The sequence below is a fragment of the Alistipes sp. An66 genome, assembly GCF_002161445.1.
GTDB classification, from domain to species: Bacteria; Bacteroidota; Bacteroidia; order Bacteroidales; family Rikenellaceae; genus Alistipes; species Alistipes cottocaccae.
On record NZ_NFHT01000030.1, the window covers coordinates 1 to 12,036 of the forward strand.

General features: G+C 50.5%; 8 protein-coding genes and 1 pseudogene. 8 read left to right on the forward strand and 1 reads right to left on the reverse strand.

Features of this window, described 5'->3' with window-relative positions; genetic code table 11:
* Positions 1 to 120 (reverse strand): annotated as a pseudogene (locus B5G16_RS13045) (IS481 family transposase); the annotation flags it as partial.
* A 63-nt stretch (positions 121 to 183) separates the two neighbouring features.
* Here B5G16_RS13045 and B5G16_RS12120 point away from each other — a divergent pair.
* From B5G16_RS12120 to B5G16_RS12150, 8 genes are all read left to right on the forward strand, one after another.
* The gene (locus B5G16_RS12120) at positions 184 to 552 is read left to right on the forward strand and encodes a hypothetical protein (protein WP_087264261.1); all 369 of its coding nucleotides are present in this window, start codon (positions 184 to 186) and stop codon (positions 550 to 552) included.
* Between the two features lie 13 nt (positions 553 to 565).
* Complete coding sequence (gene tnpB / locus B5G16_RS12125; RefSeq protein WP_262481291.1) at positions 566 to 913, forward strand: IS66 family insertion sequence element accessory protein TnpB; 348 nt, start codon at positions 566 to 568, stop codon at positions 911 to 913.
* An 85-nt stretch (positions 914 to 998) separates the two neighbouring features.
* Positions 999 to 2,567 (forward strand): IS66 family transposase, encoded by a 1,569-nt coding sequence (tnpC, locus tag B5G16_RS12130; protein ID WP_162612074.1) that lies wholly within the window; start codon positions 999 to 1,001, stop codon positions 2,565 to 2,567.
* 720 nt (positions 2,568 to 3,287) lie between these two features.
* Positions 3,288 to 7,802 (forward strand): RecQ family ATP-dependent DNA helicase, encoded by a 4,515-nt coding sequence (locus B5G16_RS12135; RefSeq protein ID WP_239406107.1) that lies wholly within the window; start codon positions 3,288 to 3,290, stop codon positions 7,800 to 7,802.
* Positions 7,803 to 8,114: 312 nt separating this feature from the next.
* Positions 8,115 to 8,465 (forward strand): helix-turn-helix domain-containing protein, encoded by a 351-nt coding sequence (locus B5G16_RS12140; protein WP_087264270.1) that lies wholly within the window; start codon positions 8,115 to 8,117, stop codon positions 8,463 to 8,465.
* Positions 8,459 to 9,733, forward strand: coding sequence for a type II toxin-antitoxin system HipA family toxin (locus B5G16_RS12145; protein ID WP_087264273.1), 1,275 nt, complete (start codon positions 8,459 to 8,461; stop codon positions 9,731 to 9,733). Before B5G16_RS12140 ends, B5G16_RS12145 begins: the two co-directional genes overlap by 7 nt.
* A 125-nt stretch (positions 9,734 to 9,858) precedes the next feature.
* Positions 9,859 to 10,746 carry a hypothetical protein gene (locus B5G16_RS12700; RefSeq protein WP_143260907.1) on the forward strand — a complete coding sequence of 296 codons (888 nt, stop codon included), beginning with the start codon at positions 9,859 to 9,861 and terminating at the stop codon, positions 10,744 to 10,746.
* A gap of 57 nt (positions 10,747 to 10,803) precedes the next feature.
* Positions 10,804 to 11,658, forward strand: a complete 855-nt coding sequence (locus B5G16_RS12150; protein ID WP_087264275.1) for a bacteriophage abortive infection AbiH family protein — start codon at positions 10,804 to 10,806, stop codon at positions 11,656 to 11,658.
* Positions 11,659 to 12,036: the final 378 nt, after the last annotated feature.

Genomic DNA, 12,036 nt, shown 5'->3' on the forward strand with positions numbered 1-12,036 from the left:
CCGTTGCGCTCCCCATTTTCTCGTCTCACGCAGATTAAGAATAATGGTTTCAATTCCAGGCGTTACCTTCATATTTGCGAGTCTTGATGGGCGTTTAGACTTATCGGACAATTTTGACTGTAAGCAACCGGTGAAGAGCGTGTAGCGAATTTATTCCACGCGAGGTATCTTCGCGCAAAAAAAATGCTTACAAGAGAAGAAATTGCAGAGATAGTTCAATACTGCAAGGAGCATGGAGTCTCCTACAAGAGCCGACTGAAAGAAATTGGGATACCTGAGTGGCAGTTTTATGACAGTAAACGCAGATACGCCGAGGCTCAGGCCAGTGAACGGGAATCAGGAGAGTTTCTTCAGCTGGTGCGTGGAAATGACAGTTTTCCGGAACCTGTGCTGACAAACAGGAAAGCAGGCAAAGGCAGGAAGTCGGGATACGAGTCCATGGCGATGAGCATAGAGATGCGCACGCAGACAGGGGCAGTATTGCGGATCCAGGGCAATCTGGACGCGACGATGATACAGGCAATAATCCAGGCGTCGTCGAGTCATGTTTAGCCTGAATGACAGCATGAGGTACTGGCTATATAACCGGCCTACTGACATGCGGAAGAGCTACTACACCCTGAGTGGAATAGTGACTAATGAGCTGGGGTGTGACCCGTGTAACGGAGACGTATATATCTTCATGAACAAGTCGAGGAACAGGATAAAGCTTCTTCACTGGGAACCGGGCGGTCTTGTGCTGTACTGCAAGCTTCTTGAATCGGGGACCTTCGGCATGCCCTCCGGTCTGGAGAAGGATGCCGTCAGCGGGAGGATAGAATGGAGCGAACTGGTCATGATAGTAGAGGGCATAATCGAACAGCCGGATTGTCGCAGACAGCGACTGGAGAATCTGAAGAAACTACGTAGATAAGTGAATGAGAAAGTGCCACAGACTTGCGTATATGGCACTTTTTTCGTATCTTCAAGTATTGAAAACAGAGGAGAAACAAGTAGTTATGACGGTCGAGGAACAGCTGGCGGCAGCACTTGCGGAGATGGAAAATCTCCGTATGACCATTGCTGAAAAGGACTGCATAATCCAGGATCTCCAGAACAAGTTTCTGTGGCTCCGCAAGAAAGTCTTCGGTCAGATGAGCGAGAAGGCCCTTCCCGTAGATCCCTCCCAGCTGTCACTGTTCGAGGAGAAACATCTCACCGACGAGGAACGTGCTCAGCTTGACAGGGAGGTCGAAGAAGCGGAAAAGACAATCACAAGGACAATAGCTGTAAAAGCCAAGCCCTCGCGCAGACCACTGGACATCACCGGCCTTCCGGAGAAGGTCTTCCATATCTATCCCGATGGTGTCCTCGACGTAAACGGCCACCTCAGGGATGAATATGTAGAGATAGGAACAGATGAATCCTCCCGTCTTGAGAAGAGGCCGGCCGAGGTATACATCCACAAGGATGTCTTCCATAAGGTCATCCTCAAATCCGATATAGAGACAAAGCACCCTGAAGACAGGAAGATACTCTCACCGGAACGTCCTCTCTCCCCGGTAGCCAGGTGTATGGCAGGGGCATCGGTCCTGGCCGATATCATAGTGGGAAAGTTCGTCTACCACCTTCCGTTCTATCGCCTGATACAGCAATACCGGGAGTCCGGGATAACGATAAGTGACTCCACGATGGGAGGATGGTATGAAGCGGCAGTGGAGAAACTCAAGCTTCTGTACGACATCCTGCGGCGTCAGATCCTCTCAAGCGAATACATCCAGATCGACGAGAGCGTGATACCGGTAATCGATAACGAGAAGCATAAGGCCAGAAAGGGTTACGAGTGGTGCGTCAGGGACGCGGTCACGGGGGATGTCATGTTCTACTATGACAGGGGCAGCCGAGGCCATCACGTTGCCCGGGAAATCCTGGGTGGATACCGGGGAAACGTACAATGCGACGGCTATGAGGCATATGACCAGTTTGAAAAGATGCCCGGGATAACCGTACACGGCTGCTGGGCACATGTCCGGAGGAAGTTCGTCGACTCGCTGAAAGAGAACGAACGGCTTGCCATGGAGGGCATACTCTTTATAAGAAAACTATACAAGGTGGAGAGCGATGCGGACGATAAAGGCCTGAGCGCGGAAGAGCGTATGGAACAACGCCGGAAGATATCCTATCCCACAATCCTGATGTTCGAGAAGTGGATCGAGGAAACCTATGCAAAGGTTCTTCCCAAGAGCAGGCTTGGAGAGGCCCTTGCCTATGCCTACAGTCTTCTTCCCCGGCTGTCGCGCTATGTGAATGACGGCAGGATCAACATCGACAACAACCTCATCGAGAATGCCATCAGGCCGCTGGCACTCGGTAGGAAGAACTATCTCTTCTGCGGCAACGACGCCTCTGCATATCGGGCAGCCATCGTATACTCCCTCATAGGCACCTGTAAGGCCGCAGGGTTTGACCCGAGAACATGGATGGAGGATGTCCTCAGCAAACTGCCCTACTGGCAGCGCGACGGCAAGGACCTCGCAGGCCTCCTGCCCAGAACCTGGGCAAAGGAAAACCAAATCACTTCCAAGTAGTATAAACTAGGTCCGACTTGTGCCAACTTTATACAAGTTGGACCTAGGCGGACCGAATAGTAATATTCTCTGTCAAATCAATACGGTATTCACCGGTTGCTTACAAAGATTCTAATCAACACTCAATTTTACCTATTCAAATTCAAGCAACTAAAAAAGATCCTAACTAACATCATCAAATAAGAACAAGAACGAAAAACTTCACGACGTATAAGGCTAAGAAAAAAATGCTAAATTTGTATAAAGTAATAGTCAGATACTCTGATCCATATTCACTTAAAGCGAAGACATCACCAGACTGAACCCAAAAACCACATCATGCAGGAGAGCCCCATATCGAACCAACTGGCCGAAACCGGATCCGCCGAGCCGTCGAATACGACCCGCACAAGCAGCAACTCGCCTCTTCGGTATGGTCCGCTGCGTTATGCGGTTGTGGATGTTGAGATCGGGCTAACAGACCACCGAATCCACGATATCGGGGCTCTTCGTTACGATGGGGCTATCTTCCATAAAGCCTCAAAAGAGGAGCTGTTACCCTTCCTCGAGCGTGTGGAGTATCTCTGCGGACACAACATCATCCACCACGATGCCAAATACCTCTTCGAGGATAGACAAATACCTTGGCGGCTGGTCGACACGCTTTACCTCTCGCCCCTGCTCTTTCCCGAACGTCCCTATCATCGACTCGTCAAGGATGATAAGTTGGTCAGCGATCAGATGAACAATCCGGTCAACGACTGTGAGAAGGCCCGTGATCTGCTTCTGGACGAGATGGCCCGTTGGGATGCATGGCCCGAACAGAAACGGAGACTCTTTGCCGCGCTGCTGAGGGGACAGCCGGAGTTCGACGGATTTCTCGATTTGATGGGAGCCGGCCCGAAGGACTGCAACCTCAGCAAACAAATCGCCTCCGTCTATCGAGGTCGCATCTGCCAGAATGTCGAACTTGAACCATTGATCGAGCATTACCCCTGCGAACTGGCCTATGCATTGGCGCTAATCGACACAACCGATCATCGCTCCATCACGCCTGGATGGGTACTGCACAACTACCCAAGCGTAGAGTTCGTCATCAAAAAGCTGCGCCACACCCCCTGCCTCACAGGCTGTGCCTACTGCAACGCCCAACTCGACGTCCACCGCAGCCTCAAGTCGCTGTTTGGCTACGATGCCTTCCGCACCTACGAAGGCGAGCCACTTCAGGAGCGGGCGGCACAGGCAGCCATCGAAGGGCGCTCACTGCTGGCAATCTTCCCGACCGGTGGTGGGAAGTCGCTCACCTTCCAACTGCCGGCTCTTATGGCAGGACGCTCGGTTCACGGACTCACGGTGGTGATCTCACCCTTGCAGTCGCTGATGAAGGACCAGGTGGATAACCTCGCCGAACGAGGCATCACCGAGGCCGTCACCATCAACGGTATGCTGGATCCCATCACGCGGGCTCTGGCTATCGAAAAAGTACAGGATGGAACGGCCGCGCTGCTCTACATCTCCCCTGAGATGCTTCGCTCGGCAACGATCGAACGTATTCTCCTTGCCCGCAACGTCGTCCGCTTCGTCATCGACGAAGCCCATTGCTTCTCGTCGTGGGGTCAGGACTTCCGGGTCGACTATCTCTATATCGGCCACTTCATCCGCAAATACCAGCAGAAAAAGGGGAGCAAACTTCCGATCCCGGTCTCCTGCTTCACGGCCACGGCCAAACAGAAGGTGATCCAGGACATCCGCGACTACTTCGAACAGACGCTGGATCTGAATCTGGAGCTCTTCGCTTCGAAGGCCACACGCACAAACCTGAGCTACTCGGTGCTGCACGTCGACAACGACGAAGAGAAATACCAGCGGCTGCGTGAACTCATTGCCGACTCACAATGCCCGACCATCGTCTATGTCTCGCGAACCCGTCGAACCCGGGAGTTGGCTTCACGTCTCACCCACGACGGTTTTCAGGCCCTTCCTTTCAACGGCAAGATGGATTCCGACGAGAAGATCACCAACCAGGAGGCCTTCATGAACGACCAGGTGCGCATCATCGTCGCCACGTCGGCCTTCGGCATGGGTGTGGACAAAAGCGACGTGGGACTGGTGGTCCATTACGATATCTCCGATTCGCTGGAGAACTACGTACAGGAGGCGGGACGAGCTGGCCGTAACCCCCATCTGCATGCCCGCTGCTACGTCCTCTATGGTGACAACGACCTGGACAAACACTTCATCCTGCTGAACCAGACGAAGCTGAGTATCGGCGAGATCCAGCAGGTATGGAAGGCCGTGAAGGAGCTCACGCGCCAGCGCATGCGGGTCAATTCGTCGGCACTGGAGATCGCGCGTCAGGCCGGGTGGGACGGTTCGGGCCCCGACATCGAAACCCGGGTACGAACCGCACTGGCGGCACTCGAACAGGCCGGCTACCTTGAACGGGGCAACAACGTTCCGCACGTCTACGCCACGGGCATCACCGTGCGGAATCTCGACGAAGCCCGGCGACGGCTGACAGCCTCGCCGCTGTTCGACAGCAAGGAGACCGAACAGGCGGTCCGCATCATCAAGTCTCTCATCTCGAAAAAATATATTGCCAAGGCGCAGGACTCGGAGGCCGAATCACGAATCGACTACCTGGCCGATATTCTGGGCATGAGCAAGCGCGAGGTGATCTCCGCCGTGGAACGCATGCGCCAAGAGGGGATCCTAGCCGACAGCAAGGATCTGTCGGCCTACCTGCTCGGAACAGGGGATTCGGAACGCAAGTCACAACAGCTGCTCGAGCGCTTTATCCAGCTCGAACGCTACCTGCTCCACCGCATCCCGGAGGAGGGGCTCAGCATCTCCTGCAAACAGCTGAACGAAGATGCCATCCAGGAGGGAATCAGCACCTCGAAGGAGAAGGATATCCGCACCCTGCTCTATTTTCTTACGGTCAAGGGATACCTCCGCAAGCAGGAGTATGCGGATCACAACCTGCAGCTTCGGCGACAGACCGACCTGCAGTCGACAGAAGCCCGATTCGATAAACGGGCCGAGATCTGCCGCTTTGCTATCGGTTGGCTCTACCGCCAGGCCGCCGAGTTGTCGCGTACGCTCGCGCAACCCAACGCCACCGGGCAGGAGCATACCGTCGCGGACAATGCCGTGCAGTTCTCGATCGTCGAGTTGCTGAATCAATTCAAGGCCGACAATCGGACAATGCTCTTCGGGCGGAACGACCTGCAGCTGGGCGAGGTCGAGGGGGCTCTTCTCTACCTCTCGAAGATCGGAGCGTTGAAGCTCGAAGGAGGCTTCCTGGTTCTCTACAACGCGATGGACATCCGCCGGATCAAGGACAACAAGTCGCGCTACAAGGTCGACGACTACCGGCTGCTCAACGCCTTCTACAAGCAGAAGATCCAGCAGGTCCACATCGTGGGCGAGTATGCCAATCTGATGGTCAAGGATTACAACGCGGCGCTGCAGTTCGTACAGGACTACTTCCAGATGGACTACCGGCGCTTCATCGCGAAATACTTCCGCGGCGAGCGCATCAACGAGATCCAGCGCAACCTGACGCCCCAGAAATACGAACAGCTCTTCGGGTCGCTCTCCCCTCGACAGATGGAGATCATCTCCGACAAGGAGTCCCACTGCATCGTGGTTGCGGCTGGACCCGGTAGCGGCAAGACCCGTGTACTGGTCCACAAACTGGCATCGCTGCTCCTGCTCGAAGATGTCAAGCATGAACAGTTGCTGATGCTCACCTTCTCGCGTGCGGCGGCCACGGAGTTCAAACAGCGGCTGATGGCGTTGATCGGCAATGCGGCCCACTTTGTCGAGATCAAGACCTTCCACTCCTATTGCTTCGACCTGCTGGGGCGTATCGGCAACCTTGAAGATGCCCAGGACATTGTCTCGCGGGCTGCCCGGATGATCGAACAGGGGGAGGTCGAGCCCAACAAGATCGGCAAGACCGTGCTCGTCATCGACGAAGCGCAGGACATGGCCGCCGACGAGTATGCCCTCGTAACGGCGCTGATGGCCCGCAACGAGGAGATGCGCGTCATCGCCGTGGGTGACGACGACCAGAACATCTACGAATTCCGGGGTTCTGACTCTGGCTACATGTTCCAACTGGTCCAACGACCCGGAGCTCGCCTCATCGAGATGACCGACAATTTCCGCAGTGCCCGTCATCCGGTCACCTTTACCAACGAGTTCGTCCAATCGATCCCCGGACGGATGAAGCACACGCAGATCCAATCGATGCGGCACGAAGAAGGATGGGTTGGTGTCACCTGCCACACCTCGGCAATCATGTACCGCCCGCTGGTCAACGAACTGCTCCGTAACCGTCATGCAGGCACCTCGTGCATCCTCACCCAGACGAACGACGAGGCGGTCATTCTGACCGGTCTTCTGCGCAAGGAGGGCGTCCCGTGCAAACTGATCCAGTCGATGGACGGCTTCCGCTTCTGGAACCTCTCCGAGATGCGATACTTCCTCCGATACCTGGACAAACGGGTGACGACACCCGTGATTCCGGGCGAGCTCTGGGAGGAGGCAAAGCGCGCCACGGGCAAGACCTACGCGCGGAGTCAGAATATGGACCTTGTGAAGCGCTGTTTCGAACAGTTCGAACATCTCAACCAAACGAAATACATCAGCGATTTCAAAGAGTTTGTCTTCGAATCGTCGATGGAGGATTTCTGCGATGTTTCGGGCTCCGAGGTGGTGGTATCAACCATTCACAAGGCCAAAGGACGCGAGTTCGACGACGTCTACATGCTTCTGACCGACAACTACACCAAGAATGCGGAGCTGAAGCGCCGCTACTACGTGGGGATTACCCGTGCCAAGAACCGGCTGTTCATTCATACCAACGGACACAGCTTTGACCGTCTGACGGCCGACCACCACGACCGCGACGATCGGAGCTATACCCTGCCCGAAGAGATCATCCTGCAACTCTCCCATCGGGACGTCTATCTGGAGTTCTTCAAGGGAATCAAACGCGAAGTACTGGCACTGCAGAGCGGCGATCGGCTGCAATATTGCGACTTCACGCTCTATACCGAGAAGACGGATCTCCCCGTAGCCAAACTCTCAGCCCGGATGCAGAAGACTCTCACCGATTGGTTTGCGAAAGGCTATCGGGTCAAATCCGCAACAGTCAGCTTCATTGTGGCCTGGAAACCCAAGGATGCCCCAAAGGAAGAACCAGAGACGGCCGTCCTACTGGCCGACCTTACGCTTACCCGCTGATTGAAGATCTGACATTGGAGGAAGATGATGAAAAACCGTCAATATTCGTCATATCCAGGCGCAAACTACTGATAAATAACAATATGAAATACGACATCGTTAAATCAAAATAAGGAAAGAGATGAGATGGCTGCGCCATGAAAATGATCTCAGCCATTTTTCTCTTTTGGCTGCAAAATATTTTTCCGAGTCCAATGCACAAAACAACAAGTTTCACGGCATGTAAATTGACCTCCGCCTAAATTACTCATAATAAAATTTCATTTATGACATTTTATTCTTATATTTGCTACAACAAGTATCAGATTTGACATGTTGGACAATATATACATACTGACAGATACCGAGCTTTGCAACAGGACTGCCACCAAAATAAAAACAGTACGCCTGAAGCAGAATATGTCGCAGGCCGAGCTGGCAGACAAGAGCGGTGTTTCCATCTCCACCATAAAGCGCATGGAGGACGGAGAGATAAAAAACTTCGAGTCGCTGATCCGCATCCTGCGCACCCTGGGCAAGCTCGACATTTTCATCCCGCTCGTCGAAGAAGAGCAGTTGAGCCCGAATGAATACTACGAATTGGCCAGCAAAGCAAACAAACATAAGCGCAAGCGGGCATCCAAAGGTTATACAAAAGAAAATAAGGAGGAATTGGAATGGTAGACATAGCTCGTGTCAATCTATACGGCCAGCCCATAGGTTCGGTGCGCTGGGATCGAAGATATGAAATCGCGCAGTTTGAGTATGATCCGAACTTTGTACGACAAGGCATAGAGCCTTCGCCGTTAATGATGCCCGTAAGGGAAGGACGTGTGTACAGTTTCGGAGAGCTCAATAAAACGACCTTCAAAGGCCTGCCCGGAATGCTGGCGGACTCCCTGCCGGATACATACGGTCGTACCCTTTTTGAGAGATGGCTGGCCCTGACGGGCCGGACCAGCGGCAATGCGATCGAGACACTTTGCTTTTTGGGCAAACGTTGCATGGGCGCCCTTGAGTTTGAACCGGCCATCGACACTATTGATACAGATATCCGGATAGAGGTTGATTCTTTGGTGGATGTAGCCAGAGAAGCCCTTGCCGACAAATCAAGTTTTAACGTGAATATCAGCTCCGACAAGAAGGCGGCCATTGCGGAGATTCTGCGCCTCGGCACTTCAGCCGGCGGACAACGGGCCAAGGCAATCATTGCCTTTAACAAAGCCACCGGAGAGATCCGTTCGGGACAGGTAGAGGCTCCCGCCGGATTCGACTACTACCTCATCAAGCTGGACGGCGTATCCGCCACTGCCGGATTCAGAGAGACTGAAAACTTCGGCCGACTGGAGTACTCCTTCTCGCGTCTTGTGAGGGAATGCGGCATCGAAATGACAGAATGCTCGCTGATTGAAGAGAATGGGAGAGCGCATTTCCTGACGAAACGGTTCGACCGGATAAACGGGGCAAAGGTGCACATGCAGACACTCTGCGGTATCGCACATTTCGATTACCGGCTCCTCAGGGCCTATTCCTACGAACAGGCGTTCGCCGTAATGCGCGGGCTGCGGCTCACCTACAAGGAGGCACAGGAGATGTTCCGCAGAATGGTGTTCAATGTCGTGGTGCGCAATCAGGACGACCACACGAAGAACATCTCTTTCCTGATGGACAGAAGCGGGAAATGGCGCCTTTCTCCGGCCTACGATATGGGCTACGCCTACAATCCCGACGGCCAGTGGACCTCGGCCCACCAGATGTCGATAAACGGCAAATTCAGTGGCATCACCAAAGACGATCTGCTCGAATGCGGCACCAAGAACAATATCAAAAATGCCGCACGGATTATCGACGAGGTTTGCCAGGCGGCATCCATGTGGCCGGAGATTGCCCGGGAATGTGAAGTGCCGCAAAAGATGATTGAAGAGATCCAGCCAAATATGGTTTTCTTCTAATCGACACAAGAAATTCTAACTACAGTAATGCCCTTTTATTCTCATGCTTATTGTATATATCAGCCTCTAGGGGCCAATTCACGGATAGATAACCTTCTTATTCTTCATACCTAAAAACACCGGCCATGAATTGGATTAAAAAGCATCAATTATATTGTGACATCCACTATGCAATCGAAACATGCATAATAGGATTATCTTCAAAACAAGAACCGGATTATATCGCCGCATTAGTGACACGGTTACCATCTAAACTTTCGAGCATATTAGGGCGTCAATATAACGTGGGAGGTTGTTTCATCCACCAAAAACCGTGTGCAAAATTTTGCAACCCTGCATTACAACATTATAAAAGTCCAGAAATTGGAGATCTCCTAATCGTATACAAAGAAAATAACCCTAAAGGAGAATTATACAACGCATTGTTATTACAGGCAAAAAAGACAGGTGATATTTACAATACAACAATATCTGCAGGAGATACTCATCAACTGATATTATACACACAATGGCCCCGATTTCAATATTGCAGAGCTGGATATCTTAATGGACAAAAAAGAAGTATAAACCCCAAAACAATAACAACAGGTGCCCAATATTTATTAATAGACGAAAATAAATTTTATAATACTCCCTGCGGACATCATACCTTTTGGTGTGCCTATGCAGACGAGCACTTAACTGCATCCAAGTCCCTCGCATTGCAAATAATTAATTTACTCGAATTCCAAACGGGACGACCTTTTGTATCTAAAAGACTGCATATGGATCATTGGTCGCAAATGATATGGGATCTGCTACAAATCTCGGCAAACTCCTACTTCAACAGACGCCATGCTGGATTTAACAATACCCCAAGAGGTTCTGAGATAATGGATTTCTTTACTGAAATTTGTAATCAAGATTCAAATCAAGATCTAAATCTAATTCTAAATCAGGATCAGGATACAGTTCAGGATAACGAAGATTATGGAATATCCACACTTCTTATCGTACGAAATTCCCAAGAATAAAATATACGGCTTTACCACATGGACAATTATTGCAACTGTTTGAAATAATACATCATCATGGATTTGTTCGGGAATACACATTCACACAGCCTATATATAATTGGCAATGGCTTTGATCTTGCCCACAGCATGAAGACATCATGGCAAGACTTTCATAACTGGCTGAAAAGCAACAGCCACAGTTCTCTAATAACTTTCTGCGAGAATAATTTCAGCTTAGAGACTGACCTATGGCAAGATTTCGAGAAAGCTCTTGGGGAATATGATCTTAATTCAATATTTGATTATTGCACAGAAGATATTGAGATTGACGAAGAACACATGATGCGCACCAACTTTATCATTGAAGATTCACCCGATTCTCTCTTTGTACCTCACAAGGATGAACTCATCCAATGTTTTATGGAGTGGATTGCAAATATAGAGATTTCGGACAAGCCACTCAATATTGAGATTCCACCAGAAGCCAAATACCTAACATTTAATTACACTAAAACTTTAGAAAAGTTATACCATATACATCCATCTCAGATACTTCACATCCACGGGGATGTCAACAATCCTATATTTGGGCATAATCAATTGATAAAAGAATATTGGAATGAGCACGAACTGCTATCTGAACAAACAGCAAAACAGAAAATCATTGCGGGGATGAATGAACTTCATAAAGATGTCCAAGGTATAATAGCCGATAATTCCGGCTACTTTGACTCTATTTCAGACATAGATGAAATCATCATCAGAGGCATTTCGTATGGGCCTATCGACCTGCCCTACTTCAAGAAGATAAAAGACTCCGTCAAACCTAATTGCCTGTGGAAATTATCATGGCATAGCCAGAAAGACAGACTCGCAACCAAGGCTTTTACAGAATCACTGGGAATCGAAGCAGAATTGTTCCAATTCTAAAGTGTATACTCTTTTTTAATCAAACTCACATTTTCGTCGCCCTTATATTTTTTGTAATGTTCCTCTGCTTGTTTGGAAATTTTTGCCAATATGTTATTTGGATTGCTCTTGGTTTTTTCAATCTGTTCCCTATATGTCTTTGTGTCTGTCAAAACAGGTACAGCTAGTTTTTCTCTTCCATATGATTTGTAGTACAGAAATTGAATAGGAATATTAGTATTTTCCAACAGCTTATCAACCATTAAGCATTCAAGACTATCGGTAGTGTTTCAAAAAGTGTGTCTGGGGAGGTGCCTTCAGATTCTTCAGATATGCAAATATAGCGATTCTTGGTTTCAGAACAACACGCCGCGGCGTGTTGTTCTTCTTTTTGTGTTA

Coding starts and splice junctions, on each gene's coding strand:
- tnpB (WP_262481291.1), top strand. CDS start 566: ATGAGGTACTGGCTATATAACCGGCCTACTGACATGCGGAAGAGCTAC.
- B5G16_RS12700 (WP_143260907.1), top strand. CDS start 9,859: ATGAATTGGATTAAAAAGCATCAATTATATTGTGACATCCACTATGCA.
- B5G16_RS12145 (WP_087264273.1), top strand. CDS start 8,459: ATGGTAGACATAGCTCGTGTCAATCTATACGGCCAGCCCATAGGTTCG.
- tnpC (WP_162612074.1), top strand. CDS start 999: ATGACGGTCGAGGAACAGCTGGCGGCAGCACTTGCGGAGATGGAAAAT.
- B5G16_RS12150 (WP_087264275.1), top strand. CDS start 10,804: ATGGATTTGTTCGGGAATACACATTCACACAGCCTATATATAATTGGC.
- B5G16_RS12135 (WP_239406107.1), top strand. CDS start 3,288: ATGAACAATCCGGTCAACGACTGTGAGAAGGCCCGTGATCTGCTTCTG.
- B5G16_RS12140 (WP_087264270.1), top strand. CDS start 8,115: ATGTTGGACAATATATACATACTGACAGATACCGAGCTTTGCAACAGG.
- B5G16_RS12120 (WP_087264261.1), top strand. CDS start 184: ATGCTTACAAGAGAAGAAATTGCAGAGATAGTTCAATACTGCAAGGAG.